The organism is Prolixibacteraceae bacterium, assembly GCA_019856515.1.
Classification (GTDB): Bacteria; Bacteroidota; Bacteroidia; order Bacteroidales; family Prolixibacteraceae; genus Halosquirtibacter; species Halosquirtibacter xylanolyticus.
This window is the reverse complement of the sequence record CP082230.1, coordinates 4308514-4332765: the sequence shown is the minus strand read 5'-3', so window position 1 is coordinate 4332765 and position 24252 is coordinate 4308514. Positions and strand designations below refer to the sequence as shown.

Annotated in this window: 24 protein-coding genes; 9 read left to right on the top strand and 15 right to left on the bottom strand. The window is 36.7% G+C overall.

The genetic code is table 11. The features are described 5' to 3' along the window. Nucleotides 1-257 precede the first annotated feature (257 nt). Nucleotides 258-1094 carry a toxin-antitoxin system YwqK family antitoxin gene (locus K5X82_15905; protein QZT36711.1) on the top strand — a complete coding sequence of 279 codons (837 nt, stop codon included), beginning with the start codon at nt 258-260 and terminating at the stop codon, nt 1092-1094. A gap of 3 nt (nt 1095-1097) precedes the next feature. Here K5X82_15905 and K5X82_15900 read toward each other — a convergent pair whose 3' ends face one another. Beyond that, nucleotides 1098-2390 (bottom strand): IgA Peptidase M64, encoded by a 1293-nt coding sequence (locus K5X82_15900; protein ID QZT36710.1) that lies wholly within the window; start codon nt 2388-2390, stop codon nt 1098-1100. A 78-nt stretch (nt 2391-2468) separates the two neighbouring features. On the opposite strand from K5X82_15900, the gene K5X82_15895 reads away from it, so the two are divergent. Both K5X82_15895 and K5X82_15890 read left to right on the top strand, forming a co-directional pair. Further along, nucleotides 2469-3656 carry a mechanosensitive ion channel family protein gene (locus tag K5X82_15895; GenBank protein QZT36709.1) on the top strand — a complete coding sequence of 396 codons (1188 nt, stop codon included), beginning with the start codon at nt 2469-2471 and terminating at the stop codon, nt 3654-3656. A gap of 238 nt (nt 3657-3894) precedes the next feature. Then, nucleotides 3895-4368 (top strand): Lrp/AsnC ligand binding domain-containing protein, encoded by a 474-nt coding sequence (locus K5X82_15890; protein QZT39145.1) that lies wholly within the window; start codon nt 3895-3897, stop codon nt 4366-4368. Between the two features lie 82 nt (nt 4369-4450). Here the strand turns inward: K5X82_15890 and K5X82_15885 are convergent, their stop codons facing one another. From K5X82_15885 to K5X82_15865, 5 genes are all read right to left on the bottom strand, one after another. Next, on the bottom strand, nt 4451-4861 hold the full coding sequence (locus K5X82_15885) for a DUF3127 domain-containing protein (protein ID QZT36708.1): 411 nt from the start codon (nt 4859-4861) through the stop codon (nt 4451-4453). A gap of 166 nt (nt 4862-5027) precedes the next feature. Then, nucleotides 5028-5741, bottom strand: a complete 714-nt coding sequence (locus tag K5X82_15880; protein ID QZT36707.1) for an FKBP-type peptidyl-prolyl cis-trans isomerase — start codon at nt 5739-5741, stop codon at nt 5028-5030. A 49-nt stretch (nt 5742-5790) separates the two neighbouring features. After that, nucleotides 5791-6399, bottom strand: coding sequence for an FKBP-type peptidyl-prolyl cis-trans isomerase (locus K5X82_15875; protein QZT36706.1), 609 nt, complete (start codon nt 6397-6399; stop codon nt 5791-5793). 96 nt (nt 6400-6495) lie between these two features. After that, nucleotides 6496-7179 carry a tRNA (5-methylaminomethyl-2-thiouridine)(34)-methyltransferase MnmD gene (mnmD, locus tag K5X82_15870; GenBank protein QZT36705.1) on the bottom strand — a complete coding sequence of 228 codons (684 nt, stop codon included), beginning with the start codon at nt 7177-7179 and terminating at the stop codon, nt 6496-6498. 2 nt (nt 7180-7181) lie between these two features. Further along, on the bottom strand, nt 7182-8618 hold the full coding sequence (locus K5X82_15865; GenBank protein ID QZT36704.1) for an MATE family efflux transporter: 1437 nt from the start codon (nt 8616-8618) through the stop codon (nt 7182-7184). Nucleotides 8619-8686: 68 nt separating this feature from the next. On the opposite strand from K5X82_15865, the gene K5X82_15860 reads away from it, so the two are divergent. Beyond that, nucleotides 8687-9298 (top strand): threonylcarbamoyl-AMP synthase, encoded by a 612-nt coding sequence (locus tag K5X82_15860; GenBank protein ID QZT36703.1) that lies wholly within the window; start codon nt 8687-8689, stop codon nt 9296-9298. Here K5X82_15860 and K5X82_15855 read toward each other — a convergent pair. The 4 genes from K5X82_15855 to K5X82_15840 form a co-directional block, all read right to left on the bottom strand. Then, on the bottom strand, nt 9295-10230 hold the full coding sequence (locus K5X82_15855) for a metallophosphoesterase (GenBank protein ID QZT36702.1): 936 nt from the start codon (nt 10228-10230) through the stop codon (nt 9295-9297). The genes K5X82_15860 and K5X82_15855 overlap by 4 nt on opposite strands. A 361-nt stretch (nt 10231-10591) precedes the next feature. After that, on the bottom strand, nt 10592-11602 hold the full coding sequence (locus K5X82_15850) for a UDP-glucose--hexose-1-phosphate uridylyltransferase (GenBank protein ID QZT39144.1): 1011 nt from the start codon (nt 11600-11602) through the stop codon (nt 10592-10594). A gap of 57 nt (nt 11603-11659) precedes the next feature. After that, nucleotides 11660-12820: a galactokinase gene (locus tag K5X82_15845; protein QZT36701.1), complete on the bottom strand. Its 1161-nt coding sequence runs from the start codon at nt 12818-12820 to the stop codon at nt 11660-11662. A 129-nt stretch (nt 12821-12949) separates the two neighbouring features. Beyond that, the gene (locus tag K5X82_15840; protein QZT36700.1) at nt 12950-13954 is read right to left on the bottom strand and encodes a GntR family transcriptional regulator; all 1005 of its coding nucleotides are present in this window, start codon (nt 13952-13954) and stop codon (nt 12950-12952) included. Nucleotides 13955-14067: 113 nt separating this feature from the next. On the opposite strand from K5X82_15840, the gene K5X82_15835 reads away from it, so the two are divergent. After that, nucleotides 14068-15114, top strand: a complete 1047-nt coding sequence (locus K5X82_15835) for a galactose mutarotase (protein QZT36699.1) — start codon at nt 14068-14070, stop codon at nt 15112-15114. Nucleotides 15115-15197: 83 nt separating this feature from the next. Then, nucleotides 15198-17063, top strand: a complete 1866-nt coding sequence (locus tag K5X82_15830; GenBank protein QZT36698.1) for an ABC-F family ATP-binding cassette domain-containing protein — start codon at nt 15198-15200, stop codon at nt 17061-17063. 307 nt (nt 17064-17370) lie between these two features. Here K5X82_15830 and K5X82_15825 read toward each other — a convergent pair whose 3' ends face one another. Then, nucleotides 17371-17967, bottom strand: a complete 597-nt coding sequence (locus K5X82_15825; GenBank protein ID QZT36697.1) for a hypothetical protein — start codon at nt 17965-17967, stop codon at nt 17371-17373. A gap of 328 nt (nt 17968-18295) precedes the next feature. On the opposite strand from K5X82_15825, the gene K5X82_15820 reads away from it, so the two are divergent. Further along, on the top strand, nt 18296-18667 hold the full coding sequence (locus tag K5X82_15820; protein QZT36696.1) for a transposase: 372 nt from the start codon (nt 18296-18298) through the stop codon (nt 18665-18667). A 142-nt stretch (nt 18668-18809) separates the two neighbouring features. On the opposite strand, the gene K5X82_15815 is transcribed toward K5X82_15820, so the two are convergent. Both K5X82_15815 and K5X82_15810 read right to left on the bottom strand, forming a co-directional pair. Further along, entirely contained in the window at nt 18810-18995 is a 186-nt protein-coding gene (locus tag K5X82_15815; GenBank protein ID QZT36695.1) for a hypothetical protein, read from the bottom strand. A gap of 228 nt (nt 18996-19223) precedes the next feature. Next, nucleotides 19224-20060 (bottom strand): hypothetical protein, encoded by an 837-nt coding sequence (locus K5X82_15810; GenBank protein ID QZT36694.1) that lies wholly within the window; start codon nt 20058-20060, stop codon nt 19224-19226. A gap of 234 nt (nt 20061-20294) precedes the next feature. On the opposite strand from K5X82_15810, the gene K5X82_15805 reads away from it, so the two are divergent. Together K5X82_15805 and K5X82_15800 are read left to right on the top strand one after the other, a co-directional pair. Next, nucleotides 20295-20399 (top strand): arylamine N-acetyltransferase, encoded by a 105-nt coding sequence (locus K5X82_15805; GenBank protein ID QZT36693.1) that lies wholly within the window; start codon nt 20295-20297, stop codon nt 20397-20399. A gap of 119 nt (nt 20400-20518) precedes the next feature. Next, nucleotides 20519-20737, top strand: coding sequence for an arylamine N-acetyltransferase (locus K5X82_15800; protein ID QZT36692.1), 219 nt, complete (start codon nt 20519-20521; stop codon nt 20735-20737). Nucleotides 20738-21359: 622 nt separating this feature from the next. On the opposite strand, the gene K5X82_15795 is transcribed toward K5X82_15800, so the two are convergent. Continuing rightward, complete coding sequence (locus K5X82_15795) at nt 21360-22622, bottom strand: hypothetical protein (GenBank protein QZT36691.1); 1263 nt, start codon at nt 22620-22622, stop codon at nt 21360-21362. 871 nt (nt 22623-23493) lie between these two features. Further along, nucleotides 23494-23640, bottom strand: coding sequence for a hypothetical protein (locus tag K5X82_15790; GenBank protein ID QZT36690.1), 147 nt, complete (start codon nt 23638-23640; stop codon nt 23494-23496). Between the last annotated feature and the right edge of the window lie 612 nt (nt 23641-24252).

Genomic DNA, 24252 nt, shown 5'->3' with positions numbered 1-24252 from the left:
TTTAATAAGGGATCAGCTAATCAATAGGTGATGAACACCTAATTACCAATCACATATAATAAGAGTCTAAGCTGAATCCTGAAATCTTAAAAACAATTCCTGACCATTGCCGTTTCTGAAGCCATAGAATCATAATTTCAAGAACAACAAAGTTAAATATCACATTTTCACTATACAGAACATAAAATTAAGACCGAGTGTACTGTAAATTAAAATGGTTAATTATATTTAGAGCATAATTGAATAAGATGAATACAATGGGGAAAACAATATTACGAAGTTGGCTTATTTCTTTTTTCATCGGAGGAATGATCTTTACTTCTTTAGCACAACACGAAGATATCAACCAATTAGACGATAATGGTAAGAAGAATGGAGTGTGGGTTGTTAAGCGTAAAAATGGAACATTAAAATATCGTGGACTATTTAAGAATGGACACCCTTCCGATAAACTTTATCGATATAATGAGGATGGAAAGCTCAAATGCATCATGAACTACTCGCTTGGAGGTGACACTGTAGATGCCATATACTACTATCCCAAAGGGACCAAATCGGCCACAGGACGCTATATTAATAGAAAGAAGACTGGAGCTTGGAAGATGTTCCTAAAAGATGGGAATGTATCTTCTGTTCTTAATTTCAAGAGGAATCAACTTCATGGAATATCAAAAACATACTACGATAATGGAAATATGAAATCATTATCAAAGTGGCAAGATGGAAAGCTTTCAGGAACTAAATTCGAGTACTATAAAGAGGGAGCACTCTTAAGTAAGTCTCAGTATAAAGATGGAATTGAGTTCGGGATACATCGTGAACTTTATCGTGACGGAAAGGTCCGATTTGAAGGTAGTATTGAGAATGGTATGAAGCAAGGTGCTTGGAGATATTATGATGTTAAGGGAGAGCTTGGTTGTGAACTCCAATATAACGATGACAAACTTCTCAACCCGGAAGAGTTAGATAAGCTGTCTGAATTAGTAATCCCAACCAAAGAGGATACAAAGAACAAATACACCGATCCTAAAGATTTTATATACAACCCCATGGAATATATCCACAGGGTTAATAAGATGCAAAAGAGCTACTAATACTTAGCGATGGTGTTCAATAATACGAGCAATGGATTTTTGACAAACATCACAAAATCCTTTGCTCGTATTGGTTTTCATACGACAATCTTGTTTGGGAGAATAGACTCCTTTCTTCATATATCCACCGCCTTCAAAGACCCCCAATGTTTTCTTATATTTCTTTGTTCGAGGTGTAGGAATAGGTGTTTTTTCGGACACCATCATTTTCCATTTCTTATCAAACTGAACCAATGTTGTGATATTGGGTTCCCATGGCTCTACTTTTAGATTATAGTAGGACTCATCGAAAGCAGTAGAGGAGTTATAATACTCATCAGCAAGTCCTGCAAAACCATGACCAAATTCATGGATAAATACCTCTTCAGATAGCGGGTGGTCCACAGAAGTCAGGTTAATCGAATTATAGAATCCACCACCTCCATATTTCTTAGTATTTACCAACACATATATCTGATCGTAAGGGACAGTGCCTGCATCTTTATACACTTGACGCATATCGCGAGCCGTAAGATATCTTGAGATATCAAATGTATAAAATGATGAGCCATAAGTTGTATTCTTATATTGATACTCGCCTGGGATATCACAACCACTCTCTAAAGAAGGGTGAAAAACAGCAATAAAGTTGAAGTCGTTCTTATATTTATCATATGGTTTCATTTCAAACAATGCAGTCACCATACGTCGTGCATCTTTGATAAATTTATCATACTCCTGTTCGGTATACCCATCGGCCAACATCACCACATCAACCTTATGCGATACATTTTTTCCATCACCATAAATTATCTCTTTTCGATATTTTATTGGCTGTTCTTTAATAATGAAATAATCTTTAGGCGAGAAAGTAAACTCTGACAACAGCTTCTCTTCTCCATTAAACTGACGCTCTTTGACACGTATTAGACATTCGCCTTTCGGTTTTGGAAAACGAAAGACATGATCATAACCCCTCATCGTTTGATTTGCTTCAGCAGTGCTCTTCCACTCTTGAAAAAGAGGACTGAACCCCGACGAGTAAATCACCTCATTATTAGATCTATTGACAAGCTCTAAGTGATAGTTTCCATAATCCATATCATTTAACAAATGGAATTGAGAGCCACTCCAAAATCCTTCTTCATAATAGTCCCCTTCGATTACAAAAGTAGTATCAGCATTTCCACACAATTGAAACTCAAACCGGATCGTTTCATTCATGAAGCGCTCATCAAACGAAGAAGCATACGCATCAGTAGAGACTAAAGTGGTAAATAATAAAACACTTATAAGATAATATATCTTTCGGATCATAACATGTAACTTTTTGTATTAAAATTAAATATCTTTGCCTATAAATATTTTTTACTGGATCTAATGAATAACTAAATTATGATGAAATCATTATATCACTTGTTAAAGCAATGGTTTGTCGATCTTGGAACAAGCTCCTCTTGGGGAGAATATCTAGGATTAATGATCTCTTTAATATGCATTGCAATCATTGCAATGATTCTATACTATATATCAAGAAAGATCATTTGGTCAACACTACCACGATTGGTTAGCAGAACAAAATCAAGATGGGATGACTTCATGTTTAAGAACAAATTCTTTAGGGGATTTGCCCATCTATTTCCAGCTGCTTTTTTTTATAGTGTTTCGGGTTTTGCTGACAGCGACTTCCATCTAGTTACTACCATTCTTACCGAAGGTACAAAAATTTATATAACTCTAATTTTTGTTTATTTGGTAGATCGATTCCTTGATACTGTTTTAGATATATACAACACCTACCCTTTTGCAAAAGAGAGACCCATCAAGGGATATATACAGATGGTTAAGATCTTTCTTTATGTTATGGGAGGTATTATTCTTATCTCAATATTATTAGTCAAAAACCCATCAACCATCGTAGGTGGATTAGGTGCTATGGCAGCAGTTCTTATGTTGGTATTCAAAGATACTATCTTAGGTCTCGTTGCTAGTGTACAACTTGCAGCAAATAAAATGCTGCAGATTGGCGACTGGATAGAGATGCCATCAAGAATGGCTGATGGTACCGTTGAAGACATATCTCTGAATACAGTAAAAGTACAGAATTGGGATAAAACAATTACCACCATTCCAACCTATGCGATGATCTCTGAAAGTGTAAAAAACTGGAGAGGGATGGAAGAGTCTGGTGGTAGACGTATCAAAAAATCGATATTAATCGATATTAAGAGCTTACAAGTCGTCGATGAAGCCACATTTAATAAGATGCAACAAGATGGTCTTGTAAATCTTGAAATGGCCTATCATATGGGAATAACCAATGTCACACTCTATAGAGAATACACGAAAACTTATCTTGCGAAGCACCCTCAAATAAATAACGATATGACACAAATTGTCAGACAGCTTCAGCAAACACCAGCGGGTCTTCCTTTAGAGATCTATGCATTCTCAATGATCAAAGATTGGCAACCATATGAAGAACTGCAATCAAGTATCGTGGAGACCCTATTGGCGACAATGGCAGCTTTCAATTTAAAAGTATATCAATATCCATCTCACTTAATCGAAAGAACAAAGTAATTGACAACTATCGGAAGCCAATATATGATAAAAATCAATTAAATATTATAAGTAAAAAACAACTATTATTTACATATTATTAATAGATTTGCGCAATAGTAGAAAACATTGTATTAAACATGTTTGATAATTGCGTTTATCGGCTATTTTTGCCTATATTTGCAACAAATTAAAAAAGTTTTCATTGTTTTTGTAACAAATTATAAGTACTGTGAAAAAATATACTGAAAGTCCAGAGATGGAGTACACAGAAGAAGTCGTTCATATTGATGAACTAGACAAAAAAATTCTGCAGCTCATTACAAAGAATGCAAGAATTCCATTTCTTGAAGTAGCACGTGAATGTGGTGTTTCGGGAGCTGCAATTCACCAACGTGTTCAACGACTATTAAATATTGGCATTGTCTCAGGATCTGAGTTCATCGTAAATCCAAACAAACTAGGATTTAATACATGTGCCTACCTAGGAATATTTCTTGAGAAAGTAAACTACGATAAAAAAGTAGTAGAACAACTTAAAGGTATTCCAGAAGTAGTAGAGTGTCACTTTACAACTGGTGCATGGGCTATTTTTATTAAAGTTCAAGCCAAGTCAAACAGACACCTAAAGAAGATCATAGACACCGATCTTCAGGCCATTGATGGGATTGCTAGAACAGAAACCTTTATCTCACTAGATCAAGTTTTCAAAAGACAGATCCCTATAGCATAATTTAGGTATGTGCAATAAAAAAGGCAATTCAGATATGAATTGCCTTTTTTTATTTATACTCCATTTAAGGAGTAGATATGCATTAGAATGGTAGATCATCATCAGAATCACCTCCTGCAGCTGGTGCACTGTTTCCACCTGCATTAGATACTGGAGCAGCATATGCATTTGGATCAAACTGAGGAACTGTTCCTTGTGGTGCACCAGGAGCATCTGCCATAGCAGGCTGTACTCTCCATGCATTCACATTATGGAAATATCTTCCTTGATACTCTCTTGACTCCACCGAAAAAGAAACTTCAAGATCTTGCCCAGATTGGAATCCTTCGATAAGAGAAACCTTATCATTAAATAGAGTAAAACAGATCGTTCTTGGATATTGCTCATCTTGTGTTGTTAGAACAAACTCACGCTTCTTCCATTCACCTCTTGCACTTGTTCCAGAAACCTCGTCTAGAATTTTCTCTAATTTACCTTTAACTGTAAAACTCATAACGGCTTTATAAAATATAATGTTTGACTACAAAGATACAATTAATTAGACAATTATGAAGTTAAAGAAATTATGAATAAATCCCTAAACTATTGACAATAAAAAAGGAGATCCTATAAATAAGGATCTCCCTTTTTCCCATTAAATGGGATATAATTACAAGTAATTATTTTGTAACGATATCAAGAAGTTGAATATCAAATACCAAAGTTGAGTTAGGTGCAATGTCTCCACCAGCTCCTCTTTCACCATAAGCAAGTTCAGAAGGAATATATACCTTAAATTCTGATCCTACAGGCATCAACTGAAGTGCTTCTGTCCATCCTGGAATCACTCCTGTTACATCAAATTCTATTGGCTCACCACGCTCAATTGAGCTATCAAATACTTTTCCTTCAGGATTATTTGCATCAGGAAGAAGACGTCCAGTATAGTGAACTTTTACTTTATCTGTTGATGCTGGAATTGCTCCATCACCTTTTTTAACCACCTTATATTGAAGACCTGACTCAGTAGTGATCACACCTTCTTTTGTTTTATTCTCCTCTAAGTACTTCTTACCTTTCTCAATATTTTCAGTTTTCACAAGCTCTTGTTGTGCTGTAAAAAAAGCACGGATTACAGCTTGGCTCTCTTCTTCAGTAAGTTTACTCTCCCCTTTGTTTAAAGATGATTTAAATGCTGCAGCAATGATATCAGCATTTAATTTACCTACACCTGGAGCATTTTCAAGGTTTTTACCCATACCTACACCAATAGCATATGAAGTTGAATCCGCTTGAGTTGTTAAAGGATACTCTTTTACTGCACCTGTTTGACATGATGCAAAAGCAAATGCACCACCGATAGTTAATGCGTAAGCAAAGTTTTTTAGTTTCATATTATTCAAGTTTATTTTATTTTCTGTGTATTTTATTATCCGAATGAAATTATAGGATCTCCAACAATTCTACTTCAAAAATAAGTGTTTGGTTTGGTCCAATAGCACCACCAGCACCTTGTTCTCCGTAAGCTAGGCTTGATGGGATGAAAAGACGTCTCTTCTCGCCAACTTGCATCTCTTGAAGTGCAATTTGCCATCCTTGAATAACTCCATTAAGTGGGAAAGTAGCAGGATCATTACGCTCTACCGAACTATCAAATACAGAACCATCAATAAGTGTTCCGTGGTAATGACACTTCACTTGTGATTCTAGTGTTGGTTTTGCACCTTCACCTTTGTTAAGAACGATATACTGGATACCACTATCCATAATTTCTACGCCTTCTTTAGTAGCATTTTCTTTCAAAAATGCCTCACCTTCTACCAATGCAGTTTGAGCTGCTTCAGCGTGCTTTTCATTAAGGAAAGCTTGTATTGTTGCATTTGCCTCTTCAGCACCTAACTTAAGCTCTGCTCCGTTTAAAGCATCATTCAATGCTTCTAAAACTTTATTAGAATCAACCTCTTTAATACCTGCTCCAATAATGTTGGAAGCCATACTTAAACCTAGCGCATAGCTTAGTTTCTCTAATGAAGATGTAAATGTATCTGCCATCTTTTTATTTTGTTATTAAAATATAAAACTCGAAGATAATGTTTTTCGTAGAATAATAATACTGAACATTAATAAATTCAACATATTAACTCGACATTAACGCTTTACCCCTCTAAGCATCTCTCTTTTTCCAGGAGGGCCAGGCAAACGCTCCATAGTCAACCCTGCTGATTGTAACGATCGTCGAACCACTCCTTTCGCACAGTAGGTCGTTAAAATTCCGTTTGATGACATGGTGTTCACCACAGATTCGAAGAGTGTATCACTCCACAAACTAGGTTGTATATCAGGAGCAAAAGCATCATAATAAACAAGGTCAACAGGAGGGATATCGTCCCACTTAACATGCTTCATATCAACATGCAACTTAGTTATGGAGAAAAAATCCGACATAACAACTTTTTCTCCCCATGGTGCATTATGAAGTGCCATTAAAACATCTGCTCCATCTTGCTCATCAACCAAATGTCCATAATTAAGAACACAATACTCTTCAGACACTAAAGGGTACTTTTCCATGGTCACAAAATGCACTTTACGACCCGTACACTTCGCCTCAAAATAAGTCAATAAAGCATTCAACCCCGTACCAAAACCTGCTTCTAGAATCGTTAAACACTCAAGATTAGAGTGTCGCAAACCTGCTTCAATAAAGACATGTCTTGACTCTTGAACAGCACCATGAACGGAATGATAATGTTCATCCAACTCTGGAATAAATAACGTGACACTCCCATCTTCTGTTTGAGTCACTTCTCTTTTCAAATGATGCTTGTCCATATTTATGAATCTATTTGGTTCTCCATAATTTGTTGTCTTACTCTAGTTGGAAGAAAACGAATCCAACGTTTCTTTTGTAATTTACTCTTATCTCTCTCTGGATGGAAAAGAATAAAGATCATAAACCATGCAAATAGCACAATACCTTTTACCACAGAAGAGATCGAAATACTCCACCATACTCCAGTCATCCCCAAAGCAGGAATAGAAGTTAACCATAATGCCAATGGAATACGTAAGCCAGTGAAAGTAATCCCAACAAAAGATGGAGGGTTAGTTTTTCCCAAACCGTAAAAAGCACCTGAAGTTCCTATCTCTAGACACATAAACACCTGGCTTAGTCCTAATATTGAGAAATAGATAGCACCAAGACGAATTGCTTCGGCTTCGTTAATGAACAGACCAAATATTTGCCCACCAAAGAAGATAAATATAGCACCTACAACCAATCCAAGGAAGACACTAAATGCCACAGCAACAAGGAATCCCTTATAAACACGATCCCATTTCTTTGCACCATAGTTTTGTCCAGTAAAGGCTGCCAAAGCCGTAGCCAAACCTTCCATGGTCATCCATGAGACAGATTCAATCTGGGCTCCAACACTCTGAACAGCAATTGGAAGATCACCCCACTGAGATATAATACGGGCCATAATCATCGCAAAACAAGCAAACAAACCACTATGTAAACCAACAGGAGTTCCCACACGGAATATCTCTTTGGTCATCTCCCACTTCATTGTAAAATCTTCTTTAGAAATCGGGAGATTGATAATATTCTTTTTCAATGTCACCACCAAAATAAGCGTCACAATCATCTTAGATAAAACAGTAGCTATAGCAGCACCTTCTGCGCCCATCCCTGGTATTGGACCATAACCAAAGATCAGTAATGGATCCAACAAAAAGTTCACCACCAAACCAACAGTAGTCGCCTTAAAAGGAAACGTACTGTTACCAGCACCTGTAAATATACCTGTTAAAGGTTGATTCATATAATAGAAAGGAGCACCTAAAGCAATAATCTGCAAATAACGAATTGCCATATGTACAATTTCGGCACTGTCTAATTTAAAGAAGCCAATCAACCAAGGAGCACAAAAATAAGAGAATACCCCATAGACAATCGATAAGATGACCATCCAAGAGATAGCATTCCCTGTAAATAGGCTTGCCTCCTTATAATTCTTTGCTCCCATTCGCTGGGAAACGCCTACTTCTGTTGCCACTTTTGCGATCAACATAACAGAAACACCCAACCAAGTAAAGAAAGTCGCAGTACCAACAGCAGCGACAGCATCAGATCCAACATGGCCAAGCCACATCATATCTAACATATTATAGGCCATCTGTAAAAAAGACATTCCAATAATAGGGGTTGCCAGTTTAATCAGCGCCTTGCTTATCGAACCCTGCGTAAGATCATTTGTTGTTTTCAATGTAATATAAATTTTAAAATAGTAACTTTACAATTATACAGTCAACAATAATAATAAACGATCAAGCTATGTACATCTCTATTCATCCAGAGTCTCCACAACAACGCAATATGGATCAAGCCATTGCTGTACTTGAAACGGGTGGTGTGATAATTTACCCTACGGATACCATCTATGGTATTGGTTGTAATATCAATGAATCCAAAGCCATTGATCGCGTCGCCAAAATTAAGGGAATTAAAGCAGAAAAAGCATCTTTTTCGTTTATTTGTCACGACTTCACACAGCTTTCACAATACTGTAAGCCGATATCCAATGATGTTTTTAAACTAATGAAAAGACTACTCCCTGGTCCATACACTTTTATACTAGAAGCAAATCATAAAGTACCAAAGATGCTCAAGAATAAAAAGAAGACCATTGGTATTCGTATTCCTGACAACCAAATTATTCGAGATCTAGTCGAACAGTTGGGATCTCCAATACTTTCCACTTCAGTATATGACAAAGATGAACTCATCGAGTATACCACCGACCCTGAATTAATTTATGAGAGATACGAAAACCAAGTAGACCTTATGATCGACGGGGGTAGCGGAGGCAACATTCCATCTACTGTTATTGATTGCACCAAAGGCAATTTCGAAGTAATACGACAAGGGTTAGGTATTTTGGATTAATGCTCCTCACCAGCACCTGATACCGTAACAAAATTATCTCGTGTTATAGATGCTCGGATACTGTGCTTATAGGCAGACAACATATTAGAGTGACTAATACAAGAGTCCACACAGACAATATTATGAGATAACAATTGTGCCCCATCTGCTCTACAATAATGACCACAGAAAACTGCTGGAGCAGATGGAGAATAGACCTCTACTGATGGCATTATTTCCTTAGGAATAGTATATTCAGGAAGGGTATATCTCCCCTCAAAACATATCTCACGGAACGTATCTGGCAAAGGTGTACACCACCATTTCAGACGAAAGACTTTACGATTCAATCCCCTACTACAATATACTTTAATATCCTTCGGCATAGTCATTATTGGACCATGAACCAACAGCGACACTGCGTTCATCATAGCACCATTATCCAACACCATCTCTCTAATCTCTGACTTTCGCCAACTTTGATCCCCTCGTAAACTCGAGATAATCCCAACTGCTTTCTCACTCCAAGAGGCATGCACTACCCTAAACCCATCAAACTCTAAAAATAGAGGTAAACTGCGTAACCACTTAACATACTCTTTCAATGATAACTCCTGCTCCTTGAATGCCAACCGTGTCGATTTACAAAGACGTCCAGCTTTCTTTACCAGATTAGGCTTCATCAGATCTTTTCCTTTAAACGAATGCCATATCATCAAACTAAACTCATGGTTACCTAGAACTGCATACGCATGCCCACCTTCACACATACGCTTAACAATCTCGAATGTTTCAACAATCTCAGGTCCACGATTAATAAAATCACCACAATAGATAGCTTTTCGTTCACGATGAAACCATACACCATCATTCTCCTGATATCCTAACTCCTTTAACAACATCTTTAGAAGAGATGCATGTCCATGAACATCTCCTATTATATCATATTTCATATATCCGAATAAATTCAAACTTTTAAAGATTAACGTCTATACCTTCGTTTTGTTTTGTAATAGAACCAAAACAGACATCTATAATTATGAAAAATCAAATATCTAATTTGTAAAACCCCACTTTCTTTTCCTAACAATAGAAGATCCTGAAATGACAACAAATTACCAACAAGAGAAAGACATTCAACGAATCAGTGATGATATAAATCCGAATACACCTGAATTCTATCACAATGGTGAGGAAATAACATTTAATCTATACAAAGATCTATAAAACAAAAAACAAAACAAGGGAAGACATTGCGAGCAATGCTTCCCTTGTTTTGTTTTTTGTTTTATAGATCACCTAATAGTTTTTGCTTTAGGATCTTTGTTTATAGTGAACGGTCGATAGACTACGTAAACGTTTGGCAGCCCCTTCCGCAGTAATATCGCGTTGTGGCATACCTAACATTTCGTATCCAACCATAAACTTCTTAACTGTTGCCGAACGTAATAACGGCGGATAGAACATCATATGGAAATGCCATTCCGGATGATCCAGACCGTCTGTCGGCGCTTGATGTATTCCAGCAGAATAAGCAAAAGAGACTTCAAATAAGTTATCATACATCACCGTTAGCTTCTTATACATATCAGCTAAACCTAGTTTCTCCTCTTCTGTAAATAGATCTAGAGAAGAGACCTGACGCTTACTCACAATCATTGTCTCAAATGGCCAAACGGCCCAATAAGGTATCAAAGCAATAAAATGTTCATTTTCTGCCAAAATACGCTCATCTTTATCTTGCTCTTTCTCTACATAAGCAGATAACAATGTACGTCCATTCTTCTGAAAATATTCCAATTGACGTTCACTCTTCTTTTGAGGCTCATTTGGTACCATACTAGAAGCCCATATCTGCCCATGAGGGTGTGGATTAGAGCAACCCATAATACTTCCTTTATTCTCAAATATCTGAACGTAATTGATCTCCTCCTTTGCTCCTAGCTCACGATACTCTGTTTGCCACAGATCAACCACTTTTTTGATCTCTCCCACTTCCATCTCTGGAACGGTTAAATCATGACGTGGGGAGAAACAGATAACCTTACAGATACCTTTTACACTATCTGAGATAAACAGATCATCTTCTGCAACACCGCCTTCAGGAGTATCCTTCAATAACGCACTAAAATCATTCACAAATGAATATGGTGCATCATACTGAGGATTCTTCTCTCCACCGATACGCTCATTCCCTGGACACAAATAACACGTCTCATCATATGCCGGACGTTGCTCTTCAACCACCTTTTCTACTTGACCTTGCCACGGTCTCTTAGAACGATGTGGAGAAACCAATACCCACTCCCCTGTTAAGGGGTTCATTCTTCGATGAGGATGTTCTTCTATATTAAAGCTCACTGCTACTATATTTTTAAATAATTAGCTCAATTTACAACCACCTTCTCCTATCTCAGCAACATAGAACTCTGGCTTAATACCAGTACGTGCTTCATAGTTCTTTCCTACTTCTTCGATAAATGTATCTACAGCATCATCTTTAACGATAGAAACCGTACATCCACCAAATCCACCACCAGTCATACGTGATCCAATTACACCTTCGATCTTACGGGCTTCTTCAACCATAGTATCCAACTGCAATCCTGTCACCTCATAATCATCTCTCAAAGAATCATGAGATGCATTCATCAACGCTCCAAACACATCAATGTTTCCACTCTTAAGCTCTGCTACCGCATCACTTGTTCTTTGAATCTCTGAAACAACGTGGCGTGCTCTATTAAGAATAACCTGATCTTCAATGGCATCAGCAACACTATTAAACTCCTCTAAACTAAGTTCACCTAAGTTCTTAATAGGCTTCACTTTTGAGATAGCTTCAACGGCAGCAGTACATTCAGCCACACGCTCATTATACTTACCTGAATCTAATTTATGAGGACTGTTAGTATTACTAATTACGATCTTCGCACCTTCTAATTTCACAGGTACTAAATCATACTCCAATGTATCACAGTTCAAGAAAATAGCATGGCCTTTCGATCCCATTCCTGAAGCAAACTGGTCCATAATACCACAATGTACTCCAGCAAATTCATGCTCTGCCTTCTGGCTCATCTTAACCAACTCTACGCGATCAAGACCAGTCTGGAAAACATCATTAATAGCAACGGCTGTTACAACCTCTAATGCTGCAGATGACGAAAGTCCAGCACCGTTTGGCACATTACCATAAAACATAAGATCAGCACCACCGTCAAATTGGATCTCTTTTTTCACAAACTGTGCAAGAACACCCAGTGGATAGTTTACCCATTTGTCATCTAGTGGTGTAGTAAGTTGATCCATGTTCAACTCCGTCTCGAATGGAAGATTTAGTGATGCAAAACGGAAAGAAGGTCTCTCCACTCTACGTACCAAACAATATGTTCCAAAAGTTAACGCACATGGGAAAACAAAACCACCATTATAGTCGGTATGCTCACCAATAAGATTGACACGACCTGGAGAGAAAAATACTTCTACTTCACCTTCTCCATACTTCTCAATAAACTTACTTTTTAAATCTTGTATATTCATGGCTTATTAAAAATTCTATCCGTTAGTACTATTCACACACCAACACAACTGGTTGGTACTGGTTGGTAAAAGTATACTCTTTTATGATATTTACAAAAACCCAATACATGTTTTATAGCAGACAAATGCCTACAATGAATCTCTTAAGATCATACCACTTGGATTTCGCTCCCACACGACCTCTTGATTACTAACCACTTCAGCCAAACGAACCCCCATCTGTTTAAAGTCAGTTGAGATAGTTGTGATTCCTCCTGCAACAACTTCTTTTAACACTGTATCATTAAAAGAGATGATCCCGAGGTCTGATCCTAACTTCAACTTCAACTCTTCCGCAGCTTTCACCATCGCTACCAGATTACGATCAGATGGAATCAAATAGGCCTCCCCTTTTTGAATCGTCCTATCCTCAAGCGATCGAATGATCTCATGATCATACCCATAAGTATCACAAAAATCCCTAAACCCTTTTAGACGCCCCTCAGGCTCTTTTCCTCCAGGAAACAACATCACCAACTTCGAATACTTCTCTATCGCCTCTCTATGAGACACTAAACTATCATAAACATCACGTTCAAAATCTTGATATATCACAGAATAGAGAGATAAATTTAGATGATATCGGTCTAATAAATAGACTTTATTCGAAGGGATCAACTCCAATATATCTTCAATATCATTAAACATGGCAGACATAATAATATACGAAGTATACTTCCCTACCGAACTCTTTACCAACTGCTCAAACACCTCTCTATTAAAGTGGTGAAAGTAGATATCCACTTTTGTCTCTGCTCCCAAGGCATGTACAAAAGATGTGTACAGATCTTCTTTAAATGAGTTTAACTCATCAAAAAGAACAAATATACGATGTGCGACATGCACATTATCATCCGCAACATAAACACCTTTCCCCGGTTGAGACACCAATATCCCTCTAGATTTCAAATCATTGAACGACAGCATCACAGTGTCTCTTGAAAAACCAAAAGTGCGACAGAAATCATTTATGGATCCCAATTTGTCCCCTTTCTTTAATCGTTTCTCTTGAATCGCATCTACAATACCCTCAATCAACTGCTTGTATTTTGGCGTCCCTTTCGTCTCTTTTATCTGAATGATCTCTTTTACCATACTAAGAATAAATATTTTAACACTACAAAAATAAATAAAAACAGACTTGTAGCAACTAGTATGTTTTTTTTTATAATATTTGCATCAAGCTAAATCATAAACAAAGTAATATCATGAAAATATCAACTCAAACATTTGGGGCCACAAAAAACGGAAAAGAAGTCTCTATTTTTACGCTAGAAAATGAGAACCAAACCATCGTTAAGATCACGAACTATGGTGCGATCATTACAGATATCCAAACACCAGATAAAAAAGGAGATCTAGATCATATTGTTCTTGGCTTTGACAAATTTGAAGACTATGTATCTCAGGAATATATAGATGGTTGCCCATACTTTGGAGCAGTCTGCGGAAGGGTAGCAAATCGTATCAAAGAGGGTACTTTTTCTATTGACAACACTGAATATAAGCTAGCAATAAATAATGGACCAAATGCCCTTCACGGAGGAATTATTGGGTTTGATAAAGTCGTTTGGGATGCCACGACAGAAGAGATGGAAGAGGCTGTTTCGGTTAAACTAAACTACCTTTCTGTAGATGGAGAAGAGGGCTATCCTGGAAACATGAAAGTGGAAGTGACCTATACTCTGACAAAAAATAACGACCTGTTGGTAAAATACAATGCCACTACAGATCAAAAAACAATTGTCAATTTAACAAACCACACTTACTTTAACCTTAATGGGGCCAACGACACCATTAAAGATCATGATGTGGTCATGAATGCACAAGCCATTACACCCGTAACGGAAAATTTAATTCCTACAGGAGATTATTTAGACGTAACAGAAACGCCTTTTGATTTCACTGAGAAGAAGAGTCTAGGACTACAAATAGATGAACTTCCTGATGGTTATGATGTAAACTTTGTACTAAACAAAGAGAAAGATGCAGAATTTGCTGGAACACTATCTCATCAAGCAACTGGGCGTTCGGTATCTGTATTCACAACACAACCAGGAATGCAAATCTACACAGGCTACTATATTCCTGAATTCACAGGACATGACAACAAGAAGTATGGCCGCTACATGGGCGTTGCATTAGAAACACAACACTTCCCTGATAGTGTAAACCAACCAAACTTCCCATCGGTTGTTCTAGAACCAGGACAAACATTCGAAGAGCTTACACGTTTCCATTTCGAAACAAAGTAACCCCCTATAAAAGAAATTATCACAAAAGCCATCATGTTTCACGATGGCTTTTCTATTTTTGTACCAAACAAAAATAGATCACGATGATTCCATATATACAAATCGAGAATGCAACCAAAAGATGGGGGGAACAAATTCTCTTCGAAGATATTAGTTTCAACATCGCAAAAGGACAAAAAGTAGCCATCATTGCAAAAAATGGTGCGGGTAAATCCACCCTACTTAACGCCATCGCAAATAAGACAGAACTCGATGATGGAGTCATCAAAATAGATAAAGATGTGAGGGTAGGATACCTAAGTCAGATTCCCGAACTTAACGAGAACTTAACAGTGATCGAACAAGCCACGGCATCTGATAATCCAATAGCCCAACTTATTCGAAACTATGAGATGGCCATCGCTTCCAACGACACCGAAAAAATGGAGTCTTTGATGGAAGAGATGAATCTTAAAAATGCTTGGGACTTCGAACTTCGATTCAAGCAGATACTAAGTGAGCTAAAGATTGAACATTTCGACAAAAAGATATCCCAGCTCTCTGGTGGACAACAAAAAAGGGTGGCCATGGCACAGATACTTATCAACGAACCAGACATGCTGATTCTTGACGAGCCGACCAACCACCTTGACCTTAAAATGATCGAATGGCTTGAAGCATACCTTACCAAGACCAACTGTACTCTTCTAATGGTAACCCACGATCGTTACTTTCTTGATCGTGTCTGCAATGAGATTGTCGAAATTGAAGACAATACCATCTATCGATATAAAGGAAACTACTCGTACTACCTTCAGAAACGCGATGAACGTATTGCCATTCAAACAGCTGAGATAGAGAAAGCAAAAAATCTATATCGTACCGAACTTGACTGGCTTCGTCGTATGCCTAAAGCACGTGGTCATAAAGCAAAATATCGTGTGGATGCGGCCCATGAACTAAAGAAAAAAGCAACACAAACGATCAGAGAAGACAAACTAGAGTTGCAATTTGAAAGTGCACGGCTAGGAAACAAGATCATCGAAGTCTCTCATCTATCCAAATCTTTCCCAGAAATCACCATACTTAACGACTTTAGTTACAAATTCTCTAAATTCGAAAAGATTGGTATCGTTGGAAAAAATGGAACAGGAAAATCAACATTCCTAAATATGATTACAGGCAAGATTCCTGCCGATAGTGGAACCATTGATGTTGGTCAAACCATCAAATTTGGATACTACACCCAATCAGGAATGAGCTTCAAAGAAGAAGATCGCGTCATCGACATCATCAAAGATATCGCCGAAGTCATTGATCTAGGAAATGGACGCAAATGGACTGCCTCTCAATTTCTAACTTACTTCCTCTTTCCACCCGAAACACAATACACATACGTTCGAAAACTGAGTGGTGGAGAGAAAAGGCGACTATATCTGTGTACCATCTTAATGCAAAATCCGAACTTCCTTATTCTCGATGAGCCAACCAATGATTTGGACATCATGACACTGAATGTTCTGGAAGATTATCTTACCGAATTCCAAGGATGTGTAATTGTCGTTTCCCACGACCGCTATTTCATGGATAAAATTGTAGACCATCTATTTGTATTCGAAGGAGAAGGTAGAATAAAAGATTTCCCTGGCAACTACACCCACTTCCGTGAATGGGAAAAAGAGCAAGAGAAAGAGATTAAAGCCATCGAAAAAAAGAAAACAGTAGTCGAAGAACCGATCAAAGAGAAACCAAAGAAAATAAAAAGAAGTTACCACGAGCAGAAAGAGTTTGATAAGCTTCCTCAAGAGATCGAAGAACTAGAAATAGAGAAGAAAGAGATCGAAGAGAAACTAAACGACAGCACTCTCTCTACCGAAAAAATTATGGATCTATCTAGTCGTCATGCCGAAGTAGGCGACATACTCGACGAAAAAGAATTACGCTGGTTAGAACTAAGTGAAAAACAATAAGAGACCTAGTCTATAAATAACCCAAAGAGCAATTTGTTGGAATTAACAAATTGCTCTTTCTTATTATGATGGCAAGCATAGCATGAACACAAACTAATCCATGTCCTTTACCACTATAATACGCTGAAAGTAAAAAACTTCTTAGCTCAACATAAGAATTCAGTGAAATGCTGTAAGTCCAACACAATCATTTTCTTTAATACAAAAGTTGGAAACGCCGAGCTCCTGCTCAGTATCATACTACAACACATTCGGATCATTATGGTATTCACAACCTCCTTTACACCGAAAACTGCCCTCTTTGGAGTTACAACACATTCTTAGGCCATGGATTCTTTACACCTGAAAGGTCAGTTATAAATCCTCTGAATTTGATCTCATAATCACCAAAATAGAACTCCATCTCATAGATTCTTTTATTTCCATTTTCTGTTTGACTCTTTTCCACTGAAGTTTTAGAATTCGGATCAAAAGTCAACTTTAAATAATCATCCATATTAGTAGTTTCATCATATCCAGGTATCTCTTTTACAAATTTCCCTTTGTACTCTGCCGTTACTGCAACAAAAGATTGTGCACTCTTCTCCTCCTCGAATGTAATGAATAGAGATACCAGCTCCTCTTGCACCTCTCTGGCTTTTAAATCATCATATTCATAATTGGTTAAAACTAAATAGTAGTGTCCTTTCTCTTCAACCCAGTATGCCTGATCTAGATCTTTTACTACACTTTTATCTTTTGTAGCCCCTTTGATCGTTACCGAACCTTTTTTATTATTTTGAAGAGTTATCATATCCTCTTTTGTTAACGAAGGCATATCAGGGAAATCAGGTGAGGTTTTATCACTATTAGAACAGGCTACAAAAAGTACGCTCATTACTAACAAGGCAACAATCTTTTTCATAAACAATTGATTAGGAGTTAATTTATTCAAAACAGTAAATTAAATAAATACATTTAAAAGTATTTATTATGTATTAGAAACACTTTAAATATAATGAACAAATCATAAAATCAAACTATATTTTAAGACTTTAACTCGCCGGAGTATGCAGATCCTGCTCATAAAAAGAATAAAAGTCTACCACATCTCATTCACAAGATCTTAGTACTCCCTTAACTCTTTACATTAAACGAGAAGGGGACATACCATTACCTAAAGGATTAATACATAGAGAAATGAACTATTTTATAAACAAGCACTCTCGGATTATGAAATAATTTCCATTGCTGTGGCTGACACGAGCTACTTTAGCGAAGACAATATTACAGAATGTCAAGACAAAGAAATAACCCCACTGATTTCTACCGCACGTCTAAAGCATAATAGTTATTTAGACAAAAAGATCAATGAGAATAGTTCATCTAGTGATAATCAAGAACAAACGCCTGACGACAAGATAAATCAACTCTTAAATTCTCCCAAATACAATGAAATATACCGTAAAAGGAAACAGACTGTAGAACCCGTTTTCGGCATAATAAAAAAGGTTCTTGGTTTTACACAATTTTCATTACGAGGAGAAACAGAAATAGACTGCGAATGGTCATTGGTGTGTCTTGGATATAACTTAAAGAGGTTATTTAAGATGAAAATAGCCTAATATGACTACATATGGTATTTAATATACTTCATTAGAACTAAATTTAGGAGCATTATAAGCTTCTTAGACCGAATAACTACCAAATATCAGAATTTAAATCAGGTTATGGATCAGAACAGAAAATCACTCGATATGCCATTATTTAAGTCCGACAGACTCCTAGACATAGTTGATAATGTTTGGCTGGGGTCTTTAGTTGAGAAGCATAACAGTCACTTACCAAGGTAGCATTAGTAAACCCATCTTTAAAGTTGTTCCCTACTACTATATACCCCATAGACCCATTGGCTGCAATAAAAATTAGTTCATTATTTTGCCATACCCACATTCAGCCTTTTTCTCCATTTATTTTGCAACCCGTTTCATCTGACCCCACCACATTAGAATGAGATAGGGTCTCTCGTATTGCTTCATATAGTGTAAATAAGACTTTTTCTGCATCTTCTAAAATGTTGTTAATCCTGCCGCCTCCTATTTTGAGTGAAGTCATCTCTTCAATCAGCAATACAATTTAAAGGGACATAATGCTCTATAAACAAACTTATTTTGCATCATATTATAGTGATAAAAGTATCTGAGTAGTTAATTCCTGTGGTATATATGCTCTATCGATAAGGATGTTCTCGTAATTATTGGAATATACAGCAATACTGTCTGCATCTACATTGATTTCAAATAGTTCTTTTTTGCGAATATCATAGTAGTTTAGGTTTAGAGTAATTCCATTGTGCAAAAGTGTTTTAAATGGAGCTATCGAACCATTAACAGGATCTCCAGCCTTGAACTCTTTATATAGCCTCTTCTTCTCCATCAGTCCAACTTTTTTACCTATCTTGATGTAGAACTTTAATGTATCTTTAGTGTATGATGCGCTATCTACATAGGATATCTCATTCATGATACTAGGACTCAAATTGTTGATCATACTACTAGAATGAACAAGTAATGTTGTACGAATTCTCTCATTTAGTCTCTCTTCAGGGGTCTGTTTCTGTTGATAGAATTCTTTATTAATAATAATCGGAGCATAAAGGCTCCCATCTCTATTATATAAGTTCAAATACACATCCATTCCCTCATATACTAATTTTCGCAAATATTTTTGTTCATAGCTTTCTATCTCAACATGGAGGATAAAAACTTCTTTGGGAACTTTTGGAGTATGAAGGACCGTATAACTTAAAACAAAACAATCATTACGTAGTGCCATACTGTCAATGGTCAATGTTTCTCCTACTTTTTCAGGAAACTTATTAATATTACTTCGAATCAGCTTACGAACGTTTGATTGTAGGATCTCTTTTTTTGTTTTATTAGGATTACAAGATAGTAGTGATCCAAGAAAAACGATAGCAATAAGGCATTTTAAGTTGTGAAAGGTATATACTCTCATAGATATATGTTCTAATGATTATTTAATAAGTACTTCCAATGACGTAATTTATGATATTTTACGACACGTGACACCACATATATCACTCATTTTTAATCACTTAAACATAAGTAACAAGCAAATATAATAACATAAACTAAATAGAATGATGTACTTATATGTAAATATACAGATCTATTTTTCATAAAAAAATTAAAAAATAGAGGAGAAGGGATATGTTATGAATTAAATAGATTGTTTCATCAACTTCTTCAAGATATTGGATTCGACTCTAAAATGATATCTGCTCGTGTGTACAATCCAGAAAAAAAGATTTTAGTCCTGAATTTGACCACTTAGCTTTAATTATAACGATTAATGAGACGAAATATCTTGTTGATATTGGGCATGGTGAAGTTATATTTCATCCTCTAAGAATTGAGCTTAACTCAATACAATCGGACGAAGGTGGTTTCTTTGTGATAGAAAAACAATCTAATGGTTATTTAAGGGTATCTAAGGTAGTGGAGGGAGTTTTTCAACCAAAATACATTTTCGCATTGAAAGAACGAAACTTAGATGACTTTATTGATAGGTCTGAATTTAACCAAACGAATCCTACGTCTCATTTCACAAAAGGTTCAATACTCAGTAAACCTACAGATGAAGGGCGTTTGACAATTACTGAAGTAAGCTAAAGATCACATATAAAAAGGATAAAAAGATTATTACCGAAAATATTAGTCCTAATAAACTTGAAAAATACATCAAAAGATTATTTCATATAAATATCTCCGATTATCTATCAACATATTGAAATAAGATCACCTAACTATAGGACAAAAAGAAACCCTGCCATGCATCCCGCAAGACAGGGTTCTTCCACCACAACGCCCATCGCAAAACAAACATGAGAATACATCTCTCGACATAAACCCAAACCTTCGATGAACAATCCTCTTCAAGCATCACCAAGAAGAGGAACTACTTCACAACATTCAAAATAGTGAAGGAAAGGAACAAAGTTGTTAAAAAACAATCCTTATCCTCAGTCTTAATAGATATACAGAGAAAAAAAATGATGCCATGAGAAAAACCCACCATTAATTTCAACACTACAAAGACCTTAATTCAGCTGTAATTCAATCCTAACACTATTCATCCTCCATGAAAAATAATTTAAAATCAATGAAGCAATAATAAAACCTCTACATTTTAACTTCATAAGGAAAACAGTTCTTACTTTAGAAAGTTCAGACTAGCAACATGATTATTATCATGTCATATAAAAACAACTCTTCATATCGATCTTCGAGATTATTATTTTAATAAGATTCGATATATATGATTCATCTCATCCAGAAGCAATAATTCATTACTACTGTAACTACAGATACTTTGAACAACAAACGATCTATTTTTTTTAACTGACATGCCAACAAGATGATAGGCCCGAACAAACTGCAGACGATCATCTAATCCAGCCAAATACACTTGATCATTCTCATAAAGAATAGTCCACAGCAATCCAACATTACGAGCCAAACACCGAGACGAAAAATTATCATATTGTCTTCTCAAAACCTCTCCTTCCATATCAGATTTCAAAACCATGCCACTCCTCAAAATAAAATAGCTCTCTTTTTCTGTAATAATCCTTGAAGAGGCAACAGGAAACCGCTTCAGACCCACAGCACTATAACTCTTAAAATCAATACGATGCAAAATCTCGGACTCGATAGTAGAATGCACATACAGATGCCCATTTAAAACATCTAAGCTAACGTCTGAATCAACCCCTTTCATCTTACTTAATCGTTCCATCACACCATCACCATGCACCAATGTAAGATAGAGATCCTCCCCTGAAGTCACTAAACCAAGAAGCCTATTTTTATAGAAATAGATATCAGACAATCGTCCTACCGATTCGGTCGACTTATGATGTGGAGTCATCATGGGTTGCTGAAGTGTCAGTTGGGCGACCCCCAAACGAAAACGAGAAGTATAACGAAGATCTTTCACCTCTCCACGATAACGTACCGATAACTTCATTTGATCATAAAAATCCTTCATCATCATATCAAATTGCACCTCTAACACCCCTTTTGAGTCAACAGAACATGATTTTATTTTAGGGACCACAGAGCTATCAATATAGATATCCTTATCATATCCATACCCTCTTTTCCCATAAAGACTATATCGAAACACATTCAATCCACCACGTATCACTCCCACTCGCGCATGATCAAAATGACAAGACACCCTATTTACATTAAAACCAGTGAACAGACATTGGAATAGATTATGATCAGAAAAACGTGACACCACATCTTGATAATCATAATTGGTAAACAAAATACAATCTTCCCCATTTTGTCTAACAAAATAGGCATTTGATATCTCTATTTTAGAGATAGACTGATCCTTTGTATTTCGAATCAATACATGACCATACTTCGGCAAGGACGGCTGATTATCATCATCCGTATTCGTTCGTGGATCTACAACAAAAGAAGGTTCTTCGCTACACCCTCCCAATAAGAGCATAACAAGAGATAAAACAATTACTCTTTTCATAATGAATTAGGCACTTTTAGCACCTATACTGAATCGACCCCTCTTCTAACTCCAACAGCACACTAATAATCAATGGAGTAATAACATCGTGTCACAAATTCAAATAGGTTGCTAGTTTGATTTTTCAGTAAAACAAACAACCCAAACAAAAAGTTGTGCTCCACACGATATTTTGCTTTATAACCACACTTAAAATCATATCTCATTCCATGTCATCTATCGACAAAAAATTACTGTACAACGAAATTTCTTTTTATTCCATATACCTGTTCGTTACTTTGTACAAACACCACAAATAAAAATCTGTGCTCATCTGTTCGATCTGTTCCATCTGTGTCCCATTCTTGACCGACAACTAAGATCCGTGTAAATCCGTCTAATCCGTGGCTAAAACTCCTTCGTGTCTTTGTGCCTTAGTGGTACTTTTCCCTTCCAATCGGGTAGATGGCTGGAAGATATTTTATCTTCCAGTACACCTCCCACACCACCGTACGTACGGGTCTCGTATACGGCGACTCCCTAAATCACGACTTTACTCTCTGATAATAATCACTTAGCGTAATATAGCCTGCCTTCTCCAAATTCTTATTCGTTATAGTCGTTTGTTGAATTGGACTCTTTGAAATGCGCCAATACTTTTTCCTCGTATTAGCATATTCATACGCTTTGCTCTTCAAAACTCCGATCAAATATGCCGCATCAAATAATGATAATTCGCCATCGGGCTAATACTTACCTTCTCGTAGTTCTGTTATTAAAACTTTTCGATGAAATCTGAGATAATCTTTTAATGATTCCACTTTCATCTTATCAACTCCATGACTCCTTTATTACGATAAACCTGTAAATAAGCCTTATTTAGGTTATCTGATTATAGGACATGTTCTAATAAATTATCTGTTGTAATGTTCGTTTCCATAATGGCTTCAGTTATCCCTTTGAAAGTGTGCGCTCTTGAGTTATTCTCGAGTTCCGCTCTACCTTCACTTAAGTAGCTATCTTCCGATATTTTCTGCATTGATCCCTTCATTAGGTAACAGTCTGTATTATGAATGATTTAAGATTCAGTCCTTCCTGTAAAGTGGGTACAGTACTATGACCTCGGCTGACTTCTCACAGTTAACTTTTTTTGAATGGACAGGAAAAATACACTGTATCCATCTGCGAGATCTCCCATGGTAAGGAAATTAACTTTCACTCCATCTATCCGCCACATCTACGGTATTAACTCTGTGTAGAATTCGGACTTTACTTTGTTTGGCAAGCTTATCCAGTTATATACCGCCTAATGAGATTCGTATACCTCGGATCAGAGTTTTGCATACGGCTTCCTTCAGGTTATACCTCACGATAAGCACCCTTGCCTTCTGCTAGGTGGTTGGCTCTACAAACCTCCACTACGGACTTGCACCGATTAGTTAATTTACATGCATGGCACACCAACAACCAGATCCGTGTAAATCCGTATCATCCGTCTAATCCATGGCTAAAACTCCTTCGTGTCTTTGTGCCTTCGTGGTACTTTTCCCTTCCACAACAACCAGATCCGTGTAAATCCGTCTAATCCGTGGCTAAATTCCTTCGTGAGACTTTTCCCCTGCCACAACAACCAGATCCGTGTAAAATACGT